The organism is Streptomyces musisoli (assembly GCF_016741855.1).
GTDB lineage: Bacteria > Actinomycetota > Actinomycetes > Streptomycetales > Streptomycetaceae > Streptomyces > Streptomyces musisoli.
This window is the reverse complement of record NZ_JAERRH010000003.1, coordinates 27,330-50,604: the sequence shown is the minus strand read 5'-3', so window position 1 is coordinate 50,604 and position 23,275 is coordinate 27,330. Positions and strand designations below refer to the sequence as shown.

Here is a 23,275-nt window from a genome sequence, read left to right as displayed (position 1 = left end):
GAGGGGAAAACGTCTCGCGGTGCCCGTCCGGTTCCAGGAGGGTGGGGGAATGACACGGACGAGGGTGTTCTACGAGGACTGGCAGATGGAGTGCTGCGGCACACCCTTCGCCGTCGGCGACGAGGTCGCCTGGCGGCTGGTCGCCGTCGACGCGCTCGCCCCGCGGGGCGAGTACTACGGCGCCGGGGCATGGGTGGAGAACCACGGCGGCCCCGAGCACGAGACCACCGGCCGGGTCCGAGCCATCGACCTGGTGCACCAGGAGTACCTGGCCCACCACGACCCGCTCGCCGTGACGCACCCCGTCCCGGAACCCGGGACCCTCGTCCTGCGCGGCACCGGACGCCGGATGGAGCCGGTGCCCGGCGCCCACACCCTGGAACCCGTCGACGACTGCCCGAAGTGGTTCGACGCGTTCGAGGACGAGGAGCCACCGCCCCGGCAGGTGCCGTTCCGGGTCCGCCGCGCCATCGGCGTCCTCGCCACCCTCGACGTCACCCCCGACGTCCCGGACGGCACACCGCAGCAGCCCCGTGACCCCCACTGACCACTCCGGAGACAATGGACCCCGTGCGATACCGGCTGCTCGGCACCACCCAGGCAATACGCCCCGACGGCACGGCCGTCCCGGTCGGCGGGGCGCGGCTGCGCGCCCTGCTGAGCGTGCTCGCCCTCCGGCCCGGCCGGACCGTGCCGGCGGCCGTACTGGTGGACGAGGTGTGGGGCGCCGATCCGCCCGCCGACGCCGCCGGCGCGCTCCAGGCACTCGTCGGCCGGCTCCGGCGGGCCCTCGGCGCCGACGCCGTCGCCTCGGCCGACGGCGGCTACCGGCTCACCGCCCCGCCCGAGGACGTCGACCTCACCCGCTTCGAGCGGCTGACCGGCGACGGCCTCACCGCCCTCGCCGACGGCGACCCCGCCAAGGCCGCCACCCTCCTCGACGACGCCCTCGCCCTGTGGCACGGGCCCGCCCTCGCCGACCTGCCCGACCACACCGCCGAGGCGGCCCGCTGGGAGACCCGCCGCCTCGACGCCCTGCGCGCCCGGCACACCGCCGCCCTCGCCCTCGGCGGAGCCGAGCAGTCGCTGCCCGAACTGACCGCCCTGTGCGACGACCACCCGCTGGACGAACCCCTCCAGGCGCTGCGGCTGCGCGCCCTGCGCGACGCCGGCCGCCCGGCCCAGGCGCTCGCCGCCTACGAGGACGTACGCCGCCTGCTCGCGGACCGGCTCGGCTCCGACCCGGGACCGGAACTGCGCGCCCTGCACGCCGAGCTGCTGCACCAGGAACCGGCGGACGCGCTCCCCGCCGCGGGCCCGGGCAACCTGCCCGCCCGGCTCACCTCCTTCGTCGGCCGGGAGGCCGACATCGAGGACATCGGCACCGACCTCGCCGGTGCCCGCCTGGTCACCCTGCTCGGCCCCGGCGGCGCCGGGAAGACCCGGCTCTCCCAGGAGGCCGCCGAGGCGGTACGGCACACCGTCCGCGACGGGGTGTGGCTCGCCGAGCTGGCCCCCGTGAGCGACCCGGACGCCGTACCGCAGGCCGTGCTCACCGCGATCGGCGCCCGCGAGACCGTGCTGCACGGCGCCGGCGTGGAAAGCATGCGCGCGGTCGCCGACCGGCACGGCGACCCCCTCGAACGGCTCGTGGAGCACTGCGCCCGCCGCCGGATGCTGATCATCCTGGACAACTGCGAGCACGTCGTCGACGCCGCCGCCCGGCTGACCGAGGGCCTGCTGGCCCGCTGCCCGGACCTCACCGTCCTCGCCACCAGCCGCGAACCCCTCGGCGTACCCGGGGAACGGGTGCGTCCGGTGGAGCCGCTGCCCGAGCCGGTCGCGCTCCGGCTGCTCGCCGACCGGGGCGCGGCGGCCCGCCCCGGCTTCCGCGTCGACGACGACCCCCAGGCGTGCGCCGAGATCTGCCGCCGCCTGGACGGACTCCCGCTCGCCATCGAACTGGCGGCGGCCCGGCTGCGCATGCTGACCCCCCGCCAGATAGCCGACCGGCTGGACGACCGCTTCCGGCTGCTCACCTCCGGCAGCCGCACCGTGCTGCCCCGCCAGCAGACCCTCAGAGCCGTCGTGGACTGGTCCTGGGACCTGCTGGACGACGGCGAACGGGACGTCCTCGCCCGGCTGTCGGTCTTCGCCCGCGGCTGCGACCTGGCCGCCGCCGAGGCCGTGTGCGGGCCGGCCGCCCTCGACGCCCTCGGTTCCCTGGTCGACAAGTCCCTCGTGGTGGCCGCCCCGGCCGCCGACGGCGGCATGCGCTACCGGCTGCTGGAGACCGTCTCCGAGTACGCCGCCGAACGGCTCGCCGAGACCGGCCACCGCACCGAGGCCGAACGCGCCCACCTGACCTATTACCGCGAACTCGCCCGCACCACCGACCCGCTGCTGCGCGGCCCCGACCAGCGTGCCGCCATCGACCGCTTCCAGCTGGAGTACGAGAACCTGCGCACCGCCCTGAGGCACGCCGTCGACGCCCGCGACGAGCAGGAGGGCCTGTGCCTGATCCACTCCCTGTTGTGGTTCTGGCAGATGCGCGACCAGCGGGTCGAGGCCCGCAACTGGTGCCGGGACGTCATGGCGCTCGGCCCCGACCCGTTCGCCGAACCGGTCCGCCGCGCGGAACCGGTGTGGGAGCGCTGCACCGACACCCCGCCCCCGTACACCGGCGAGGTCCTCGCCGAGGCCCGGCGCGGGATCCATCTGGCCCACCTCGCCTGCATGGACACCGAGATGCAGGCCTGGCAGAACCCCGCGTCCCAGGCGAAGCTGCGCGCGATCACCCGGGTCTACGAACCCGGCATGCCGCAGACCTGCCGGACGCCCGGCCTGCTGTGGTTCTTCGCCGTGCTGCTCACCGGGGGCGTCGACCTGCTGCGCACCATCGTGGACGCCGCCGTGCAGACCTCCCGGGACACCCCGGGCTACGAGTGGGAGCTGGCCGGAGCGCTACAGATGCGCGCCGGGCTGTTCGCCAACCGCACCGCCTGGGCCGGCGACGCGGCCCGCGACGCCGACGAATCCCTGGAGATCTACCGCCGCCTCGGCGACAACTGGGGCACCACCGAGGCCCTGTCCGCCCGCGGCGAGGCCCGTGAACGCAAGGGCGACTGCCACGAGGCCGCCGCCGACTACCAGGCGGCCATCGGCCACGCCGAACGCCTGGGCGCCCCCGCGCAGGTGGCCGTCCTGCGCGCCCGGCTCGGCAACGTGCTCATCGAGGCCGGCGAGAGCGAACGCGGCGAGCGGATGCTCCGGGACGTCATCGCCGGCCAGGACGGCAGCCTCAACGACGCGATGCCCACCGCCCGGCTCCACCTCGCGGCCTGGCTCGCCCTGACCGACCGCACCGCGGAGGCCCGCGAACAGCTGCGGCTGCTGCGCGAGGAGGGCGCGCTCGCGCACTTCGTCGTCTTCGACGCCGTGATCCTCTGCCAGGAGGGCTGGCTGGACGCCCTGGACCGGCGCACCGAGGAGGCCCTGTCCCGGATCCGCAAGGCACTGCGGCTCGCCGCCGACCCGCTGACCCAGGCCATCAACCCGCACCAGCACTCCCTCTGCCTCTCCGCCGCCGCGATGGCCCTGGCCGACGCCGACGGCGGCGGCCGGGCCGCCGACGGCGCCCGCTGTCTGGCCGCCGCGCACGCGCTGCTGCCGGCCGGCCATGTGCCCTCGGCCGCGGAGCGGCGCGGCCTCGACCTGACCGAGGCCCGGATCCGGGAGCGGCTCGACGAACGCTCCTACGCGGCCGCGTACGCCGAGGGCGGTGGCCTCTCCCTCGCGGAGGCCACCGCCCTGGTCTGACCGGCTCAGAACGTCAGCTCTTCGTACGGAACTTGTGGACCGCGACCGGGGCCATGACCGCGGTCAGCGCCACCGACCAGATCAGCGTCACCCAGAGGGCGTGCGCATCCGTGCCGCCCTCCATCAGCGCGCGAGCGCTGTCGGCCAGCGAGGAGAGCGGGTTGTAGTCGGTGAACGCCTGGAGCCAGCCGGGCATCGACGCGGTCGGCGCGAAGATCGAGGAGCCGAACTGGAGCGGCATCAGCACCAGGAAGCCCATCGCCTGCACCGACTGGGCGCTCTTCATCATCACGCCGAGGGTCAGGAACACCCACATCAGCGCCGAGCCGAACACCGCGGACAGCGCCACGGAGGCCAGCAGGCCGCTCCAGCTGTGGACGTCGTAGCCCACGAGGAGGGCGACCACCAGCAGGACCGCGCTCGCGAACAGCATCCGCATCATCTCCACCGCGATCTTCGCGAAGAGGACGGAGCCGCGCCCGATGGGCAGCGAGCGGAAGCGGTCCATGACACCGGAGTTGAAGTCCTGGTTGAAGCCGGTGCCCACGCCCTGGGCCATGTTCATGCCCATCATGGCGAGGAGTCCGGGGATCACGTACTGGACGTACCGGTCCTGGCCGCCGCCGAGCGACTGCCCGATGGAGCCGCCGAAGACGTACACGAACAGCAGGGTGAAGACGACCGGGAACAGGATGGCGTCGAACATCGACTCCGGGTCCTGCCGGATCCACAGCAGGTTGCGGCGGATCAGCGCGCCGGTGTGCCGCAGGTGGGACCGCAGCGGGATCGGCGTGTCGGTCTTCGTGGCGGCCGGGGACAGGGTTGCGGAACTCATACGGCGACCTCCTGGCGGTCGTCGGCGGGCGCGGTGTCCTGCGGGGCACTGGCACGGTGGCCGGTGAGGGACAGGAACACCTCGTCCAGGCTGGGCAGTTCGGTGGTGATGGAGGAGACCGTGACGCCGCGCGCGGTGACCGCGCCGACGACGGCGGTCAGCTGCTCGTCGCTCAGGATGGGCACCAGCAGGGTCCCGGTCGCGGTGTCCACGGTGGTGGCCGCGAGCCCGGTGAGACCCAGCTCGTCCAGCATCCCGGCGAGCGGGCGCAGCTCCAGCGGGTCGACCGGGCGCACCCGCAGCGTCCGCCCGCCGACGCGGGCCTTCAGCTCCTCGATGCCGCCCTTCGCGATGACCTTGCCCCGGTCCACCACGGTCAGCTCGGAGGCGAGCTGCTCGGCCTCCTCCATGTACTGGGTGGTGAGCAGCACGGTGACGCCCTCGCCGACCATCGCCTTCACCTCGTCCCACACCTCGTTGCGGGTGCGGGGGTCGAGGCCGGTGGTCGGCTCGTCCAGGTACAGCACGGCCGGCCGGCCGATCATCGAGGCGGCCAGGTCCAGCCGGCGCCGCATACCGCCGGAGTAGGTGCCCGCCGGGCGCCGGGCGGCCTCCGTCAGCGAGAACCGTTCGAGCAGTTCGTCGGCGCGGGCCCGGGCGTCCTTGCGGGACAGGTCCAGCAGCCGGCCGATCAGGTACAGGTTCTCCCAGCCCGGGAGCTTCTCGTCCACCGAGGCGTACTGGCCGGTGAGCCCGATGGTCCGGCGCAGCTGCCGGGGCTGCCGGACGACGTCGTATCCGGCGACGGTGGCCTGGCCGGCGTCCGGGGTGATCAGGGTGGACAGGATGCGTACGAGGGTGGTCTTGCCGGCGCCGTTCGGCCCGAGGACACCCATCACGGTGCCCTCGCGCACGTCCAGGTCGACACCGTCCAGCGCCTTGGTCTCGCCGTAGTGCTTGACCAGCCCCCGTACGGTCACGGCGGAGCGTCCGCCGGCGGGGTTGTCGTCGATTCGCGTCATGGCCAAGACAATGACAGCCCCCACCGACAAACCACCGACAGGCCACCGACAGGGGCCGCGGCACCACCGACACATCGCCGACGAGACCGCGACGCGGCATCACCGGTACATGCCCGACGAGCACCGCGGCCGTCGGCCGGGGGCCACGCCGACGGGCCGTCACGTCGGCGAGAGCGGCGCCGGAGCAAGCGCAAGGCGCAGGGGCGACGGACCGGATGCAAGGCGCCGGAACAGGCGCAGGGCGCCGGACGAGGCGTGAGGCGCCGGACCGGACGTGAGGTGCCGGAACAGGCGCAGGGCGCCGGACCGGACGTGAGGTGCCGGAACAGGCGCAGGGCGCCGGACGAGGCGTGAGGCGCCGGACCGGACGTGAGGCGCCGGAGCGGGTGCGGAAAGGCGACAGCCCCGCCGACGGGGGAAGATCGGCGGGGCTGTCGGGGTGTTGCCGCAATGGCCTAGTGGACGGAGTGCTCCTCCAGCGGGAACGTCCCGCCGACGACGTCCTCCGCGAACTCCTTCACCGCGTTCCCCATGACCTCACGCAGATTCGCGTACTTCTTGACGAACTTCGGCACCCGGCCCGACGTCAGCCCCAGCATGTCGGTCCACACCAGCACCTGCGCGTCCGTCTGAGGCCCGGCACCGATACCGACCGTCGGGATGTGCAGCACCCGCGTCACCTCGGCCGCCAGCTCCGCCGGCACCAGCTCCAGGACCACCGCGAACGCGCCCGCGTCCTGCACGGCCTTGGCGTCCCGGAGCAGCTGCTGCGCCGCCTCCTCGCCGCGGCCCTGCACGCGGTAGCCCATGGCGTTGACGGACTGCGGGGTCAGGCCGATGTGGGCCATCACCGGGATGCCGGACTCCACCAGCAGCCGGATCTGCTCGTGCGAGCGCTCGCCGCCCTCCAGCTTGACCGCGCCGACCCCGGCGTCCTTCACCAGCCGGGTCGCCGAGCGCAGCGCCTGCACCGGGCCCTCCTGGTAGGAGCCGAAGGGGAGGTCGCCGACGATCAGGGAGCGCTGCGTGCCGCGTACGACGGCCGCCGACAGCATGGTCATCTCGTCGAGGGTGACGGGCACGGTGGTCTCGTACCCGAGGTGGCAGTTGCCCGCCGAGTCGCCGACCAGGATCACCGGGATCCCGGCCTCGTCGAAGACGGACGCGGTCATCGCGTCGTAGGCGGTGAGCATGGGCCACTTCTCGCCCCGCTCCTTGGCGAGGGCGATGTCGCGGACGGTGATGCGGCGGGTGCCCTTCCCCCCGTACAGCGCCTTGCTGCCGTCGGAAGGCTTGTTCTGGGCAGCCGAAAGCTGCGTCATGGCAACGGCTCCTTCAGTCATCTCGAGGCGCCCTGACGGCGTCCCCGGATCGTGTCCATGGTGGCACTTCGTGCCGACCAGGACCAGGGGGACCCCCTGTGATCCCCGCCCGCGGTCCGGCACGAGCCCGCACCCCGGTCCCAGCCCGCGACCCGGTCCCAGCCCGCGACCCGGTCCCTCCCCACGGCCCGGTCCCCGCCCGCGGCCCGGTCCCCGCCCGTGGCCCAGTCCCTCCCCACGGCCCGGTCCCCGCCCCCGGACAGGGGCGAGTAAGGGCTTGGTAAAGAAATAAGATACGAGACGGTACCGTATCGAAATGCTCGTAGCCTCGGACGCATGACAAGTCCCGTCCATGCCTCCCCCCGAATACCGGAAGCGGTACACCGGCGCCGCTGGGCGATCCTCGGCGTCCTGATGCTGAGCCTGCTCATCGTGGTGCTCGACAACTCGATCCTGAACGTCGCCATCAAGACGATCGCGACCCCGGCCCCCGTCGGCCTCGGCGCCACCCAGAGCGAGATCGAGTGGGCGATCAACTCCTACACCCTCGTCTTCGCCGGTCTGCTGTTCACCGCCGGACTCGTCGGCGACCGGCTCGGCCGCAAGAAGGTCCTGATCGGCGGCACCGCCCTGTTCGGCATCGGCTCGGCGCTCGCCGCCGAGTCCGGCTCGCCGGCCCAGCTGATCGCCTTCCGCGCGCTGATGGCCCTCGGCGCCGCCTTCGTCATGCCCGCCACCCTCGCCGTCCTCATGAACGTCTTCGAGCGCGAGGAGCAGCCCAAGGCCATCGGCATCTGGGCGGGCGGCGTCGGCCTCGCCATCGCCATCGGCCCGATCACCGGCGGCGCGCTCCTCGATCACTTCTGGTGGGGCTCGGTCTTCCTCATCAACGTGCCCATCGTGATCCTCGCGCTCGTCCTGATGGCCTGGCTGGTGCCCGACTCCCGCGACCCGAAGCCGGGCCGCCTCGACCCCGTCGGCGTGGTCCTGTCCGTCGTCGGCCTCGTGCTGCTGGTCTACGGCATCATCAAGGGCGGCGAGCTGGCCGACTTCACCGACGCCAAGGTGCTGGGGACGATCGTCGCCGGCCTCGCCGTGCTGACCGGCTTCGTCGTCTTCGAGAAGCGCAGCGACCACCCCTCGCTCGACGTCACCTACTTCAAGAACAAGGTCTTCTCGGCCGCCATGAGCGCCATCGCCCTGGTCTTCTTCGCGCTGATGGGCGTCACGTTCTTCGGCGTCTTCTACACCCAGAGCGTGCGCGGGTACTCCCCGCTGGAGTCCGGTGTGCTGATGCTGCCGCTCGCCGCCGCCCAGCTGATCTTCGCGCCACGCGCCCGGCTGCTGGTCGACCGGTTCGGCTACCGGGCCACCACCACCGCCGGCCTGCTGCTGGTCGCCGCCACCCTGGCCGCCTTCGCCGCCTTCGAGGCCGACACCCCGATCTGGCTGCTCGAGGTCGTCTTCTTCCTCATGGGTACCGGCATGGCGCACATCATGACGCCGACCTCGGTCGTGATCATGCAGGCGCTGCCCCGCGAGAAGGCCGGTTCCGCCTCCGCGCTCAGCAACACCTTCCGCCAGGTGGGCGGTGCCCTCGGCATCGCCGTCCTCGGCTCGGTCCTCGCCACCTCGTACCGCAACGGCATCGAGGGCAAGCTCGGCATGCTGCCGCCCGGCCTGCGCGGCACCGCCGGGGAGTCCATCGAGGCCACCCTCGGCGTCGCCGAGAAGCTCGGCCCGCAGGGGAAGGCCCTGGTCACCCCCGCCAACGACGCGTTCCTGCACGCCATGCACGTCACCGCCCTGTGCGGTACGGGCGTCGCGCTGATCGGCGCCGTGGTGACCGCGCTGTTCCTGCCGGGCAGGCCGCCCGCCGGCCAGGAGGGCGAGAAGGAGCAGGAGTTGGTCGCCGCCGCGGACTGAGTCCGCGAGCGATTCCACGGGGGAGGGAGGCGGTTGCGGGACAATCCCCGCGACACAGTGAGAGGACGGAACGACGTGAGCCTTGCCGACAGCCGACCGCGGCCGGACACACCCGTGCGGGGACGGCCGCGCAGCGAAGCCGTGGAGCGCGCCATCCTGGAGGGCGTGATAGAGCTCCTGGAGGAGGGCGTGCCCCTCGCCGAGCTCTCCATCGAGCGCATCGCCCGCACCGCCGGGGTCGGCAAGGCCACCATCTACCGCCGCTGGAGCGGCAAGGAGGAACTCTTCGTCGACGTGATCCGGGCGGCCGAGCCACCCGAGCCCGAACTCCCCGGAACGTCCATGCGCGACGATCTCCTCGTCCTGCTGGAGAACCTGCGGCAGCGCGGACTGGCCAGCCGTTCCTCGGCGCTTCTGCACAACGTGCACGCCCAGATGAAGACCAACCCCAGGATCTGGGCCGCGTACCACGAGAACGTCATAGCGCCCCGGCGCAATCTCGTGCTCAACGTGCTGCGCCGCGGGCAGCGCGACGGCGAACTCCGGCCGGACGTCGACGTGGAGCTGGCGAACGACCTGTTCGTCGGCCCGATCCTCGTCCGCTCCGTACTGCGCCCCGACGCCGAACTGCCCGAGGGGCTGGCCGAGGACATCGTCGACACCGTCCTGGCCGGCCTACGACCCGTCAGCTCGACAGTCTCGCAGCGCTAATGTGCGCGTTTCGTCACAGACACCGCCCGCCCCGGGGATAACCGGAACTCCCCGCCCCGGCCCGTTCGTCCTCGTCTTCCGTACGGCCGTCATGGGACGGCAGGAACGGAGCCGATCATCCCCTAGGGTCGGAAGTGAACGGGGGACGAACGGTGTGCACGGCAGGCAGTGAGGCAGACGGTATGGCGCAGCAGGCGTACGTGACGGAGACGGCGGACGGCGGCTCGGGGCCCGAGCGACCGGGGGCCAGGCTCCGGCGTCTCGGGCGCCGTCTGCTCGCCGGCTGGCGGGGCGACCCGCGCGTCTGGCGCCGCGGCCTCGTCCTCGCCGTACTGGCCCTGCTGCTCGCCCTGGTGATGCTGGTCCACGCGCACATCCCGAACCGGGTGGGCAACCTGGGCAGTCTCACCGAGACGTTTCTGCCCTGGCTGGGCCTGGCCATCCCGGTGCTGCTGGTGCTGGGCCTGATCCGCAGGTCGGCGACCGCGCTGATCGCCGTACTGCTGCCGGCGACCGTGTGGCTGAACCTCTTCGGCGGACTGCTGACCGACAAGTCCGGCAGCGGCGGCGACCTCATGGTGGCCACCCACAACGTCAACGCCGACAACCCCGACCCGGCCGCGACCGCCACCGACGTGGCCGGGTCCGGCGCCGACGTGCTGGCCCTGGAGGAACTGCCCGCCTCCTCCGTGCCCGTCTACGAGAAGGCGCTCGCGGCGACGTACGAGTACCACGCGGTGGTCGGCACGGTCGGTCTGTGGAGCAAGTACCCGATGACCGACGTGCGGGCCGTCGACATCCGGCTCGGCTGGAAGCGCGCCATGCGCGCGACCGTCGCCACCCCCAAGGGCCCGTTGGCCGTGTACGTCGCGCACATGCCCTCGGTGCGGGTCAAGATGGAGGCCGGCTTCACCGCCCGGCAGCGGGACAAGAGCGCCGACGCGCTCGGCGAGGCGATCAGCGACGAGCCCCTGGGGCGCGTCGTCCTGCTCGGTGACCTCAACGGCACGATGAACGACCGCTCGCTCAACGGCGTCACCTCGCAGCTGCGTTCCACGCAGGGCGCGGCCGGCAGCGGCTTCGGCTTCAGCTGGCCGGCGTCGTTCCCGATGGCGCGGATCGACCAGATCATGGTCAAGGGCGTCGAGCCGGAGAGCTCCTGGACGCTGCCGCGGACGAACAGCGACCACCTGCCGGTGGCGGCCCGTGTGAAGCTGGACACAGCCTCGTAACCCGCTGGAATGCCGGGCCCCGGAGTATTTGTTCCGTACGGGAACTTACTGAGAGACTCGAACCCGTACGGCACTCCGCTCTGAAAGGTCCTTCATGCCCCTGGCCCTGCTCGCCCTCGCCGTGGGCGCCTTCGGCATCGGTACGACCGAGTTCGTGATGATGGGCCTGCTGCCCGACGTCGCGGACGACCTGCACATCTCGATCCCCGCCGCCGGGCACCTGGTCTCGGCGTACGCGCTGGGCGTCGTCATCGGTGCCCCGCTGCTGGCGGCCGTGACCGCGCGCATGTCCCGCCGCACGGTCCTGATGGCCCTCATGTCCCTGTTCGTCGTGGGCAATGCGCTCTCCGCGCTCGCCCCCGGGAACGGCTCCCTGCTCGCCGCCCGCTTCCTCAGCGGCCTGCCGCACGGCGCCTTCTTCGGTGTGGGCGCGGTCGTCGCCACCGCGATGGTCCCGCCGGAGCGCAAGGCCCGCTCGGTGTCCCTGATGTTCCTCGGCCTGACCGTCGCCAACATCGCCGGTGTGCCCGCCGCCACCCTCATGGGCCAGCACTTCGGCTGGCGGGCGACGTTCCTGGCGGTGAGCGTGATCGGCCTGGCCGCGATCGCCTCGCTGGCCCTGCTGATCCCGCACGACAGGGAGCACGCGGCCTCGTCGGCCGGCCTGCGCGGCGAACTCGCCGCCCTGACGTCACTGCCGGTCTGGCTGGCCCTCGGCACCACCGTGGCCGGCTTCGGCGCGCTCTTCGCGGCGTACAGCTACGTGACCCCCATGCTGACTGACGCGGCCGGTTTCGCCGAGGCGAACGTGACCCTGCTCCTCGCCCTCTTCGGTGTCGGCGCCACGGCGGGCAACCTGTTGGGCGGCCGCCTCGCGGACCACTCCCTGCGCGGCACCCTCTTCGGTGGCCTGGCCTCGCTCGTGGCGGTCCTGGCGCTCTTCCCGCTCCTCATGCGGGCGGAAGCGAGCGCGGCCCTCGCGGTGACCCTCCTAGGCATGGCGGCGTTCGTCACCGGGTCCCCGCTCCAGCTGATGGTGATGGAGAAGGCCGCGGCGGCCCCCTCCCTGGCCTCCTCGGCCAACCAGGCGGCCTTCAACCTGGCCAACGCCGGCGGCGCCTGGATCGGCGGCCTGGCCCTCGCCGCGGGCTTCGGCACGACGTCCCCCGCCCTCGCGGGCGCGGCCCTGGCGGTACTGGGCCTGGGCGTGGCGAGCGTGGCGCAAGCGGTCGACCGCCACAGGAAGACTCCCCCAACGCCCCGGAACACCCCGCCGTCCGGCCGTGGAACCCCGCCGCCCGGCCGGGTGGTCACCTCCCACCTCCCGGAGGAGCCGGGAGCCCTGCACCCCTGACCCCACCCCACCCCACCCCGCCCTCACCGCGGTGATTGGCAGTTCTGTACCACTTCCGCCACCCGCTCGCTCCTCTGACCAGCAGCTTTGTTACGCCCCCTGGAACGAATCCGCCAATCGCGGTGGGGGCTGAGGGGGCGGGGGATGCGGAGGGGGCGTGAGGCCGGTAGGCCTCACGCCCCCTTTGCTCGGTGGGTCAGAGCGTCAGCGGGTCAGTGCTTTCGCGTGTACGACTTCACGTAGCCGTTGGCCGGGGAGCCGACGCCCGTCACGTCGTCGTAGCCCTTCACCGCGGACAGCGAGCTGTCCTTGCCCAGGCTGCGGACCGAGTACAGCAGGCCGTCCTTGGCGTTCAGGCCGTTGGCGAAGTCCACGCGGGCGACCGCCAGGCCGGAGCCCGTCGGGTTGTCCGTGACGTCGTGGAAGACGCCCTTCTTGCCGTACTTGGCGTAGATCGCCGGGTTGGCGAAGCCGAGCGCCTTGCCGCCCTGCGCCTCCTGGGCCAGGGCCTGGACCGCCGCGATCACCGGAGCGGCCAGCGAGGTGCCGCCGATGCGGTACTCGCTGTACCTCTCCGAGCCGTCGGGGAAGGTCTGGGTCTGCCCGACGAGGAAGCCGGTGTTCGGGTCGGCGATGGCCGCGATGTCCGGCACGACGCGGTTGCCGGCGGCGTTGTTGGCCGTGGCCAGCGCCTTGGGCACGACGTTCTTCTGGTAGTACGGCTGCGGCACGGTCTTGCTGGTGCCGCCGCCCGCGCCCGAGGTGAACGCGCCGGGGAAGCCTGCCCAGCTCTTGCCGTCGGCCGACAGGGTCGCCTTCTCGGTGCCCCAGCCGGTCTCCCACTGGTACTTGTCGCCCTTGCCGACGGCCAGCGAGGTGCCGCCGACCGCGGTCACCCAGGCCGAGTTGGCCGGGGTGTCGACCTGCTTGGTGCCGGAGGCCGCGGCTTGGTCGCCGTCGTCACCGGAGGAGAAGTAGAAGCCGATGCCCTGCACCGCGCCCAGCTGGAAGACCTGGTCGTAGGCGGCCGCGAGGTCCGGCGTCTGGTTGGCCTCGATGTCGCCCCAGGAGTTGGAGACGATGTCGGCCAGGTGGTTGTCGACGATCTTGCCGAGCGAGTCCAGCAGGTCGTCGTCGTAGCAGGAGGCCGCGCCCACGTACGTGACGTCGGCGGCCGGCGCGACCGCGTGCACGGCCTCGACGTCGAGGGTCTCCTCGCCGTACCAGCCGGCCGCGCCGCACTCCTCGGTCTTCGTGTAGTTCTTCGGCAGCACCTGGTGCAGCTGGCCGGTCTTCCAGGCCGCGTCACCGTTCTTCTTCGCGTACGAGGCCGCGTCGAAGGCGATCGTCGGGGAGGCGTACGCGTCCGTGATCGCGATGCGGACCTTCTTGCCGGTGTACGCGCCGGCGCCGTACGCGGCGCGCAGCTGCTTGCCGGTGTAACCCTTGACCGCGTACGGGATCTTCTGGCCGTACGCGTCCGGCAGCGTGGTCGCGATGTTCGAGCCGTAGTACGAGGAGAACGGTCCGGCGTTCTTGAACACGGCGTCCGGCGGCGGAAGCTGGTCGTCGTGGTTCGACTTGTGCGGCGCGCTGTCCAGGCCGGTGACGGTCAGGACGGCGCCCTTGAGGCCGGCCGGCACGGAGGCCGTCTGCGCCGGGGCCCGGTAAGTCTTCGAGCCCTTGGCGAAGTTGTGCAGCTGGGTGCCGAACGCCTTCTCGGCGGCGGCCACGTCACCGGAGACGGCGACGTAGTGCGGGGTGACCGAGGTGATGGTCAGACCGGCCGACTTCAGCCAGGACTTGACCGCGGTGACCTGCTCCTTGGTGGCGCCGAAGCGCGCCTGCGCCTTCTTGGCGCTCAGGTACTTGCCGTAGAGAGGCGAGTTCGGGTCGGACACGGCCTTGGCGTAGGCGGCGAGTCCTGCCGCGTCCTTGCCGGCCAGGTAGACGCGGGCCTTGACCTGGGCGCTGTTCGAGGTCGCGCCCTTGTCCGCCTTGGCCGTGGCCCAGAGCGGCTTGCTGCCCTTCAGAACGTCACGGGCGGGGCTGTCCGCAGCGTGTGCCGCGGGTATGCCCAGCGCCAGCGCGCCGGCGATCATGGGCAGTGTCGCTGCCATGCTCACACCGGCGCGTACGGTGGCGCGGTTGGATCTCATAGAACCCCCTGCGATGCGGTTCGCATGCACGTAGTGGCTGGTACGTCGCGTTTCCGCGCGCCGGCCCGCGGCGGTGTCGGCCGGCGAGTGGATCACACGATGGGGGCCACTCTTTCGATGAACCGTTCATGCCAGGGGAACGTAAAAGTCAAGAGAAGCTCAAGTAGCCGTCAGATAGGGGGAATTGCGCCTTTCGTTCCTCACGGTTACGTAACGGAACGGCCGGTCGGCTGTTCACTGACGCGGTTGTGCGCCCCGCTCCTTGAGCATCCCGGTCATCAACTCGATCTCCGACTGCTGCGCGTCGACCATGCCCTGCGCGAGCCGCTTCTCCACGTCGACGGTGCACTTGGCGACACAGCCCTCGGCCATGTGGATGCCGCCCTTGTGATGGGCCGTCATGAGCTGGAGGTAGAGGATCTCCGCCTGCTTGCCGTTCAGCGACTGGAGCTTCTTCAGCTCCGTGTCGGTCGCCATGCCCGGCATCAGCGCGCCGTCCTCGCCGGAGACCATGCCGCGCATGCCCATCCAGGTCATCGGCGGGTCGGCCGACACCTTGGGCAGCTCCCACAGGTCCAGCCAGCCCAGCAGCATCCCGCGCTGGTTGGCCTGCGTCTGCGCGATGTCGTACGCGAGCCGCCGCACTTCCTCGTTCTTCGTGCGGTCCCGCACGATGTACGACATCTCGACTGCCTGCTGGTGGTGGACGGCCATGTCCCGCGCGAAGCCGGCGTCGGCCGACTCCGCGCTCGGCGTCCTCGCGCCCGGTCCGCCGGACTCCTCGGCGACCGCGTAGGTGATCGCGCCGGCCGCGACGAGCACCGCCGCCGCGGATCCGGCGACCCAGCCGATGCGGCGCCGGCTCACTTCATGACCCCGCCGGTGCACGAGGCGCCGGGCTCGGGCGTCTGGCGGCCCTGCACGTAGGTGGCGAAGAACTTGTCCACTTCCGGATCCTTCGCGCTCTTCACCGCCACCTGGTGGCCCCAGGCCGACAGGATCAGCGGGGCGTCCTGGTTCTCGTACGGGCTCATCAGCGAGTACGGCGTCTTCTTCACCTTGGCCGCGAGCGCGTCGACGTCGGCCTTCTGCGCCTTGGCGGTGTACGTCACCCAGACCGCGCCGTGCTCCAGCGCGTGCACGGCGTTCTCGTCCTGCACCGGCTCGGTGTACACGTTGCCGTTGCAGTTCAGCCAGACCGGGTTGTGGTTGCCGCCGACCGGCGGGTGCATCGGGTACGCCACCTTGTCCGTCACGTGCGTCCGGGACAGCTTGCCCGTCCAGGTCTTCACCCCGTCCTCGCCGGTGGTGAAGTGCCCGGAGTCACCCGAGCCCTTGCCGTCGTCGCTCGTGGCGATGTCCTTCTTGTCCGACTGCGAGTTCACGAGGACCACACCGCCGACCGCGAGACCGGCGACGACCACCACGCTGGCGGCGATGACGAGGATCCGGTTACGGCTCTCCCGGGCACGCTCGGCGCGCCGCATCTCCTCTATGCGCGCCTTGCGCGCCGCGGTGCTGCTGTTCTTGCCGGAACCCATGAGGCGTGTCCTTCTGGAAGGGAATGGGCTGGACGGTGGGGCCCGCTGATCGTAGTGCGGAAAGGGCACGCTTCCGTAGAGGGCACGGCAAGCGGAAAATTTGAAGCCAGGATGCGTATTACTTACCCTCGTCGTATGCGGCTGTTGCGCTCCACCGACCTGGCCCTGCGTGTCCTGATGCGACTGGCCGTGGCCGTCGGCACCACCCCCACGACCCGCCAGGTCGCCGCCGACATGGACGTGCCGTACACGCACGCCGCGAAGGTCGTCGCCGAACTCCAGCACCTGGGCCTGGTCGACGCCCGCCGGGGCCGGGGCGGCGGGCTGGCGCTGACGGAGCGAGGCCGCGCGGCGTCGGTCGGCGCGGTGGTCCGCACCTTCGAGGGCGACGGCGACGTGGTCGAGTGCGAGGGGGCGACCCCCTGCCCGCTGAACTCGGGGTGCCGGCTCCGCGGGGCGCTGCGCCGGGCCCAGGAGGCGTTCTACGCCGCGCTGGACCCGGTGACGGTCTCCGACATCGTCGCCGACCCGACCGGCCCGCTGCTGCTCGGCATCACCCGCGGTCCGGCCGAAAACGGCTGACCCCTGGCCGGAACCGGCCGCTGGTCACCGAGTGCGTCTGGTGACGGCCGGCCCCCGACTCGATACGACGACGGGGCCGTCATGACAGGCCGGACGCCTTCGACCTGGCCGTCGGCGCCGGCGCCGGCCACTCCGTGGTGCGCCGTCGGTCTTCGGCCCGCACTCCGGGGTGATCCGGCGCCTCGGGCTGTCCGAAGGGCCGGCGCTCAGCCCTGCGCCAGCCACAGGTCCGGGCCGAACACCTCGTAGTGGATGTCGGCCGGGGCCACGCCCTTCTCGACCAGCTGGGCGCGGACCGCGCGCATGAAGGGCAGCGGACCGCACAGGTACGCGCGCGTGCCGGGCCGCACCTCGATGCCGGTCAGGTCGACCAGGCCGGTACGGGCGCCCGGCCCGGCGTCCCGCTCGTAGAAGAAGTGCACGGCGGCGTCCGGCAGCTTGCCGGCGTACGCCTCGTGGTCGGCGCGCAGGGCGTGGTCGGCGGGGGAGCGGTCGCCGTGCACGACGGTGACCGGGCCGCCGTGGCCGGTGGCGGCGAGGTCGGCCAGCATCGCGACCATCGGGGTCACGCCGATGCCCGCCGAGGCGAGCAGCACCGGGGTGTCCGGACCGGCCTCCAGGACGAGATCACCGTACGGCTCGGACAGCTCCAGGACGTCGCCGGGCCGCACGCGCGCGTGGAGGTGGTGCGAGACCTCGCCGTCGGGGGTCTGGCCGCCGTGCACGCGCTTGACGCTGAACTGGCGCACCGCCTCGCCCGGCGCGCCGGACAGGCTGTACTGCCGTATCTGCCGGGCGCCGTCGGGCAGGGTGACGCCCACGGAGACGTACTGTCCGGCGCGGAAGCCGGCCACCGGCCCCCCGTCCGCCGGCCGCACCCGGAAGCTGACGACGTCGGCGGTCTCCTCGACCCGTTCGACGACCTCCCACGCGCGCAGGCCCGGCCCGCCGCTCTCCGCGTACAGCCGCCGCTCGATGGCGACGAGCGCGTTCGCCATGAGCCAGTAGACCTCGTCCCAGGCGGCGGCGACCTCGGGCGTGACCGCCTCGCCGAGGACCTCGGCGATCGCGGCGAAGAGGTGCTCGTGGACCACCGCGTACTGCTCGGGGGCGACACCGAGGGAGGCGTGCTTGTGCGCGATGCGGCCGAGCATGGCGTCCGGCCGCTGCTCCGGGTGCTCCAGCAGGTGCGTGGCGAAGGCGGCGATGGAGCCCGCGAGGGCCTGCTTCTGGGTGCCGGCGGCCTGGTTGCCGCGGTTGAACAGGTCGCGCAGCAGTTCGGGGTGGGCGGCGAAGAGGCGCGTGTAGAAGCGCTCGGTGATCTCGCCTATGGCCGCGCCGACGGCGGGCAGGGTGGCGCGGACGGTGGCTGCGGATTGCTCGGTCAGCATCGACACTCCTCGGAGAACTCGGCTGATCACCACGCTATGAAAACTTGCATTTGGGATGCAAATTAAACGGGGGTGGTGTCGGTCACGCCATGAAGCGGACCGGCCATTACGGATGTCGGTCCGAGCAGGCAAGATGGGCGTGAGCGCAGTACACCTGCCGTACGGGAGGCGTTCAGGGCGCGGACGCTCGGGCGATCAAGGTCCGCAACGCGCGTGAAATGGTGTTGTGGTGGGATGCTCAGGTGCCCGACCGCCTCCCGTGGTACCGGAACAGGCGGCCTGACCAGCAAGGATGGGGAAGCGGAAGATGGACAAGCAGCAGGAGTTCGTGCTCCGGACGTTGGAGGAGCGCGACATCCGGTTCGTACGCCTGTGGTTCACGGACGTGCTGGGCTTCCTCAAGTCCGTCGCCGTGGCCCCCGCCGAGCTGGAGCAGGCCTTCGACGAGGGCATCGGCTTCGACGGTTCCGCCATCGAGGGCTTCGCCCGGGTCTACGAGTCCGACATGATCGCCAAGCCGGACCCGTCCACCTTCCAGGTCCTTCCGTGGCGTGCGGAGACCCCCGGCACCGCCCGCATGTTCTGCGACATCCTCATGCCGGACGGCTCCCCGTCCTTCGCGGACCCGAGGTACGTGCTGAAGCGTGCCCTGGCCCGCACCTCCGACCTCGGCTTCACCTTCTACACCCACCCGGAGATCGAGTTCTTCCTCCTGAAGGACCGCCCGCTGGACGGCTCCCGCCCCACCCCGGCCGACAACTCGGGCTACTTCGACCACACCCCGACCAACGTCGGCATGGACTTCCGCCGCCAGGCGATCACCATGCTGGAGTCCATGGGCATCTCCGTGGAGTTCTCCCACCACGAGGGCGCCCCCGGCCAGCAGGAGATCGACCTGCGCTACGCCGACGCGCTCTCCACGGCCGACAACATCATGACCTTCCGCCTGGTCATGAAGCAGGTGGCGCTGGAGCAGGGCGTCCAGGCGACGTTCATGCCGAAGCCCTTCTCCGAGCACCCCGGCTCCGGCATGCACACCCACCTGTCGCTGTTCGAGGGCGACCGGAACGCGTTCTACGAGTCCGGCTCGGAGTACCAGCTCTCCAAGGTCGGCCGCTCCTTCATCGCGGGCCTGCTCAAGCACGCGGCGGAGATCTCCGCGGTCACCAACCAGTGGGTGAACTCCTACAAGCGCATCTGGGGCGGCTCGGAGCGCACGGCCGGCGCGGGCGGCGAGGCCCCCTCGTACATCTGCTGGGGCCACAACAACCGCAGCGCCCTGGTCCGCGTCCCGATGTACAAGCCCGGCAAGACGGGCTCCGCGCGCGTGGAGGTCCGCTCCCTCGACACCGGCGCCAACCCGTACCTGGCCTACGCGGTCCTGCTGGCCGCCGGCCTGAAGGGCATCGAGGAGGGGTACGAACTCCCGCCGGGCGCCGAGGACGACGTCTGGGCCCTCTCCGACGCCGAGCGCCGCGCGATGGGCATCGAGCCGCTTCCGCAGAACCTCGGCGAGGCCCTGACCCTCATGGAGCGCAGCGACCTGGTCGCCGAGACCCTCGGCGAGCACGTCTTCGACTTCTTCCTGCGCAACAAGAAGAGCGAGTGGGAGGAGTACCGCTCCGAGGTGACCGCGTTCGAGCTGCGGAAGAACCTTCCTGTGCTGTAACCGCAGGTCGGAATGGGTTTCCGCTAAAACGATCCCTTGGGGCCGGCGGTCGCAGACCGCCGGCCCCAAGGTGTCTCGCGACCTCTGGGCCGTCTTTGGGCCGTCTAAGTACATCTCCGTCTGGCGTACGACAAGTTGCTGCTGCTTGTCCCGCAGGATGGGCTGAGCAGGTGGTCGGGAATCTGAGGGCTGACAGGCTTCGCCGGACCGTTCGTCGGCATCGTGTCCGCCGGCGCCGGGACCACGGCAGATCGGCGCTGCCCAGGTCCGACAGGCGGGACCGGGTGCAGTGGGTGGGTCTGGTCGCGGCCGGCCTCCCGGGGCTCGCCGCTCTGGGGGCGCTGCTGTTTACCTGGATGCAGGTCGGACAGGCCAGCAAGGAACTGCGGATCTCTGAACAGGGACAGATCACCACTCGGTTCAACACCGCAATCGGCAATCTGGGGTCGCAGTCCCTGGACATCCGTCTGGGTGGCATCTACGCCCTGCGGCGCATCATGGAGGACTCCGCACGCGACCATCCCGCAGTCGTCTCCGTGCTGAGCGCCTTCGCACAGGAGCATGCCGGGTCGAGTACAGAAAGCTTGAAAGAACCTTTCGACGATCTCACTAAAGCCCTTGGTAACAGGCCGAAGCCAGACGTTCAGGCAGCCATCGACACGCTGGCCAGACGCAACCCCGACCGAGACGCCGGAGCAGTCATCGACCTCAGCAAGACCGATCTCCGTCACCTCCGCTTTCCTGGCGAAGCCGCCATCAGGCTCCCTAGGGTGGTCTTGATCGAGGCGGACTTGCGCCAGGCCTCTCTGACAGGAGCGGACCTTCGGGCCGCGAACCTGTACAGCGCACACCTGGACAACGCTTGGCTGGACAAGGCCAACCTCCAGGGCGCGGCCCTGTACAGGGCGAGCTTGGCCGGCGCAGCCCTCTGGGGCGCGAACCTGCGGGGCGTGGACCGCACATGCGGGGAGCAGGGGCCAACCAAGCGAGGAGAGTGCGTTGACCTGCATGATTCCCAGCTATCCGGTGCGGATCTTCGAAACGCCAAGTTGAGCGACGTGAACCTTCAGCACGCGTTCTTGCAGAGCGCTGACCTTCGTGGTGCGGACCTTACTCGCGCGAATCTGGCCGGCGCGGACTTCAGTGGCGCCAAGCTGGCCGGCGTGAAGCTGGAGGGTGCAAAGCGGGACGGCGCGACCGGGCTGCCGAATGAGCGCTAGTCGCGCTGGTTGGGCGTCGCGAGTCCCATGACCTTGGTCACGATCGCATGCGTGGCCCCTCAGGCGCGTCCGGCCAGGTCGCCATCGTCTCTCCGACCTCCGTGTCAGGGAAAGTGCAGGTCGCAGGGCGTGGGCGGAGCCCGCTGTAAATCTCCCGACGCTCTGAAGCTGGGCCGTCTCTGGGCCGTCGAAGGGTGGCCCGCGACGCCCGACGACGACCAACAACGACCGCTCGATTGCTGGTCTGCGCTGGGCCGGCCTCGATCGCGCCAGGTCCATCCGGGCCGCCGTCACTTCCTGCGCAACAAGAAGTCGGAGTGGGAGGAGTACCGCTCCGAGGTCACGGCCTTCGAACTGCGGAAGAACCTGCCGGTGCTGTAGGCGCAGCCCGGAGCCGGTTTCCGGCGAAACGATCCCTTGGGACCGGCCGCCGCGACGCGTCGTCCCGTACCGTCGCCGCGATCGTGACCACCGCGCGAGCGCCGCGTCTTCGGCGACGGCCGATCCCGGCCGTCGCCGGAGACGGTCGCCGCTGTCGCAGGGATCTGCGGGGGCGCGTGGGAGTCACCGGTTTCCCAGGGGTAACGGTTCGACGGTCATGACCACCTACGGCCGCATGTTCCGCCCGCCCCCTCCTACGGCTGGGTCTGCTGCTGCGCATCTCCTTCGTTCGCCGCGGTCGGTCCACCTGGCGGAGCCACCATCGTCTGCACCAAGGCCATCAGCACCTCCGCCCGCTGCGCCGGCGTCAGCGCCGCGTCCGTGATCAGACGTTCCGCGGCCAAGTGGCGGGAGAACTCCAGTGGCTGATCGAAGTAGGCCCGCAGATGAGCAGCAGCAGTTTCCTGAGATTTCACGAAAGTGCGGCTCACGAACCCGGCGAGTGCGGCCGACACGGCCCCCAGCCCACCGGCCACGATGCTCCCCGCGGTTGTGCTTGCCCGGAGAGCGACGGCCACGAAGACGACCAACAGGAAGAACCCGGCAAACATCGCGATCTGCGCGTTGCGGAAGGAGCGGCGCGCTTGCCCCGTAGCGATGTCGTGATACAGATCGAGTCGCCTGTGGGTCAGTGTCCACAGCTCCGGCAAGGTCAGGCGTGAAGCCGGGATCCGCTCGTCCGCGACCCGGGCGCCATGCCTCGCCGGCACCACTTCACCAGCATGCTCACCTGCCCGCCGGGCGGCTTCTGGATCTTGGGCGTCCCGCAGTGCCGCTTCCAGGTCACGCTCGGCTGCGCGCACGCGCTGGCGACTTTCCGTGATGCGGACATCCTGCCGTTGCGCTTCCCGCCAGGCCGAGTAGCTGCCACCGAAGAGGGCCACGCAAGAGGCGGCAAGAACGGCCAACTTCGACAGCGAATCTATGATCCCGAAGGGATCCAGCGCCACCACGCCGAAGACGAGTACGCCGGTGACGGTGGCCAGTATCGCGGTCGCGATGCGGCGGACGGGGCCACGCTCAGGGCCGGCTGTGGAATCGGATCTCGACACGACGGTCAGCCTGCTTGCAACACGTACGCCGCGCCACCGCTTCCCGGGAATCACCCGACATCACGAGGCTCATCGGTCACGGTGAGCAGCCGATGGGCCCGGGAACGGGGAAGCGGGGGCTGCGGGGAGCGGCGGCGAGGGTGCGGTCGCGGCCGGATGCCGCCGTCATGGAGCAGGTGCGGCTCGTCCGCCGGAGGAGGGATGGGGGGCGACGGCCGTGGACCGCCGGCGCCCCCCGGATGCGCCGCCGCTGCCCAGCCGCTCCCGGGTCGTTCTCCGGCCGCCCCCGGTCGGCCTTCCCGGCGCGCTCGGAATCGCCCCGGGGCTACCGCTCGACGATGTTGACCATCCATGTGATGCCGAACTTGTCGGTGCACATGCCGAAGACGTCGCCCCACATCTGCTTCTCCAGGGGGACGGACACGGTGGCGCCGTCGGACAGCTTGTCCCAGTAGCCCCGCAGTTCGTCCGCGTCGTCGCCGCTCAGGCTCACCGCGATGTTGTTGCCGGGGGTGCGTTCCATGCCCGGCGGATTGTCGGCGCCCATCAGGGTGAACCCGCTGCTGGTCTCCAGCATGCCGTGCATGATCTTGTCGCCGTACCCGGGCGGCGTCTCGGAGCCGAACTCGCCGAAGGTGTGGACGGTCAGGTCGCCGCCGAAGACCTCCTTGTAGAACTCCAGGGCTTGCTTCGCGTCACCAGCGAAGCTGATGTACGGATTGAGGCGAGAGGCCATGTCCACACCTTTCATGACGAATGGTCGGTGCGGGCAGCCTACGTCCGCCGGCGGCCGATCCGGGTGACCCGAGGGCCGCGGCCGGCGGCGGCGACGACCGTGTCCGCCGGCGGCCGGCGCGCAGGCACCGGGTCCCACGTGCCCCCGCCTCCCCGCGGCTCGCCCGGCCGCCGCCCCCGAAGGTCTCCGGGACGACCGTGTGCGACGACGGCGACCGTGCAGCGCAGACCACCGTGACGACGGAAAACCGGGGCCTCGATTTG

18 protein-coding genes and 1 pseudogene are annotated in these 23,275 nt (G+C 71.3%); 10 read left to right on the top strand and 9 right to left on the bottom strand.

Going from position 1 to position 23,275, the window contains the following annotated elements; all coding sequences use genetic code 11:
- The first annotated feature begins 49 nt into the window (after positions 1-49).
- Together JK361_RS08400 and JK361_RS08395 are read left to right on the top strand one after the other, a co-directional pair.
- Entirely contained in the window at positions 50-547 is a 498-nt protein-coding gene (locus JK361_RS08400; protein WP_236052699.1) for a DUF6578 domain-containing protein, read from the top strand.
- A 14-nt stretch (positions 548-561) separates the two neighbouring features.
- Positions 562-3,819, top strand: a complete 3,258-nt coding sequence (locus JK361_RS08395; RefSeq protein ID WP_201815081.1) for an ATP-binding protein — start codon at positions 562-564, stop codon at positions 3,817-3,819.
- 13 nt (positions 3,820-3,832) lie between these two features.
- Here the strand turns inward: JK361_RS08395 and JK361_RS08390 are convergent, their stop codons facing one another.
- The 3 genes from JK361_RS08390 to panB form a co-directional block, all read right to left on the bottom strand.
- Positions 3,833-4,654 (bottom strand): ABC transporter permease, encoded by an 822-nt coding sequence (locus JK361_RS08390; RefSeq protein ID WP_201815080.1) that lies wholly within the window; start codon positions 4,652-4,654, stop codon positions 3,833-3,835.
- A complete protein-coding gene (locus JK361_RS08385; protein ID WP_201815079.1) occupies positions 4,651-5,676 on the bottom strand; it encodes an ATP-binding cassette domain-containing protein in 1,026 nt (341 codons plus the stop codon). The genes JK361_RS08390 and JK361_RS08385 overlap by 4 nt, the downstream gene beginning before the upstream one ends.
- Positions 5,677-6,131: 455 nt before the next feature.
- Complete coding sequence (gene panB / locus JK361_RS08380; protein ID WP_201815078.1) at positions 6,132-6,998, bottom strand: 3-methyl-2-oxobutanoate hydroxymethyltransferase; 867 nt, start codon at positions 6,996-6,998, stop codon at positions 6,132-6,134.
- A gap of 336 nt (positions 6,999-7,334) precedes the next feature.
- On the opposite strand from panB, the gene JK361_RS08375 reads away from it, so the two are divergent.
- From JK361_RS08375 to JK361_RS08360, 4 genes are all read left to right on the top strand, one after another.
- Positions 7,335-8,924 carry an MFS transporter gene (locus JK361_RS08375; protein WP_201815077.1) on the top strand — a complete coding sequence of 530 codons (1,590 nt, stop codon included), beginning with the start codon at positions 7,335-7,337 and terminating at the stop codon, positions 8,922-8,924.
- 75 nt (positions 8,925-8,999) lie between these two features.
- Complete coding sequence (locus JK361_RS08370) at positions 9,000-9,635, top strand: TetR/AcrR family transcriptional regulator (RefSeq protein ID WP_201815076.1); 636 nt, start codon at positions 9,000-9,002, stop codon at positions 9,633-9,635.
- Between the two features lie 182 nt (positions 9,636-9,817).
- Entirely contained in the window at positions 9,818-10,867 is a 1,050-nt protein-coding gene (locus tag JK361_RS08365) for an endonuclease/exonuclease/phosphatase family protein (RefSeq protein ID WP_201815075.1), read from the top strand.
- A gap of 94 nt (positions 10,868-10,961) precedes the next feature.
- Positions 10,962-12,221, top strand: coding sequence for an MFS transporter (locus JK361_RS08360; protein ID WP_201815074.1), 1,260 nt, complete (start codon positions 10,962-10,964; stop codon positions 12,219-12,221).
- Positions 12,222-12,433: 212 nt separating this feature from the next.
- Here the strand turns inward: JK361_RS08360 and JK361_RS08355 are convergent, their stop codons facing one another.
- From JK361_RS08355 to JK361_RS08345, 3 genes are all read right to left on the bottom strand, one after another.
- The gene (locus JK361_RS08355; RefSeq protein WP_201815073.1) at positions 12,434-14,380 is read right to left on the bottom strand and encodes a S53 family peptidase; all 1,947 of its coding nucleotides are present in this window, start codon (positions 14,378-14,380) and stop codon (positions 12,434-12,436) included.
- 234 nt (positions 14,381-14,614) lie between these two features.
- On the bottom strand, positions 14,615-15,247 hold the full coding sequence (locus tag JK361_RS08350) for a DUF305 domain-containing protein (RefSeq protein ID WP_201815072.1): 633 nt from the start codon (positions 15,245-15,247) through the stop codon (positions 14,615-14,617).
- Positions 15,244-15,921, bottom strand: a complete 678-nt coding sequence (locus tag JK361_RS08345) for a thioredoxin-like domain-containing protein (protein WP_201815071.1) — start codon at positions 15,919-15,921, stop codon at positions 15,244-15,246. The genes JK361_RS08350 and JK361_RS08345 overlap by 4 nt, the downstream gene beginning before the upstream one ends.
- Before the next feature lie 135 nt (positions 15,922-16,056).
- Here JK361_RS08345 and JK361_RS08340 point away from each other — a divergent pair, with 135 nt between their 5' ends.
- Positions 16,057-16,503, top strand: a complete 447-nt coding sequence (locus JK361_RS08340) for an RrF2 family transcriptional regulator (RefSeq protein ID WP_201815070.1) — start codon at positions 16,057-16,059, stop codon at positions 16,501-16,503.
- A gap of 206 nt (positions 16,504-16,709) precedes the next feature.
- Here JK361_RS08340 and JK361_RS08335 read toward each other — a convergent pair whose 3' ends face one another.
- Positions 16,710-17,894, bottom strand: coding sequence for a globin domain-containing protein (locus JK361_RS08335; protein ID WP_201815069.1), 1,185 nt, complete (start codon positions 17,892-17,894; stop codon positions 16,710-16,712).
- A gap of 307 nt (positions 17,895-18,201) precedes the next feature.
- Between JK361_RS08335 and glnA2 the strand changes: the two genes are divergently transcribed.
- From glnA2 to JK361_RS42595, 3 genes and pseudogenes are all read left to right on the top strand, one after another.
- Positions 18,202-19,563, top strand: coding sequence for a gamma-glutamylpolyamine synthetase GlnA2 (gene glnA2 / locus JK361_RS08330; protein ID WP_201815068.1), 1,362 nt, complete (start codon positions 18,202-18,204; stop codon positions 19,561-19,563).
- A gap of 293 nt (positions 19,564-19,856) precedes the next feature.
- Positions 19,857-20,783, top strand: coding sequence for a pentapeptide repeat-containing protein (locus JK361_RS08325; protein ID WP_201815067.1), 927 nt, complete (start codon positions 19,857-19,859; stop codon positions 20,781-20,783).
- 294 nt (positions 20,784-21,077) lie between these two features.
- Positions 21,078-21,164: pseudogene (locus JK361_RS42595) on the top strand (glutamine synthetase); the annotation flags it as partial.
- Positions 21,165-21,418: 254 nt separating this feature from the next.
- On the opposite strand, the gene JK361_RS08315 reads toward JK361_RS42595, so the two are convergent.
- Positions 21,419-22,276, bottom strand: a complete 858-nt coding sequence (locus JK361_RS08315) for a TRADD-N-associated membrane domain-containing protein (protein ID WP_201815066.1) — start codon at positions 22,274-22,276, stop codon at positions 21,419-21,421.
- Between the two features lie 325 nt (positions 22,277-22,601).
- A complete protein-coding gene (locus JK361_RS08310; protein WP_201815065.1) occupies positions 22,602-23,012 on the bottom strand; it encodes a VOC family protein in 411 nt (136 codons plus the stop codon).
- Positions 23,013-23,275: the final 263 nt, after the last annotated feature.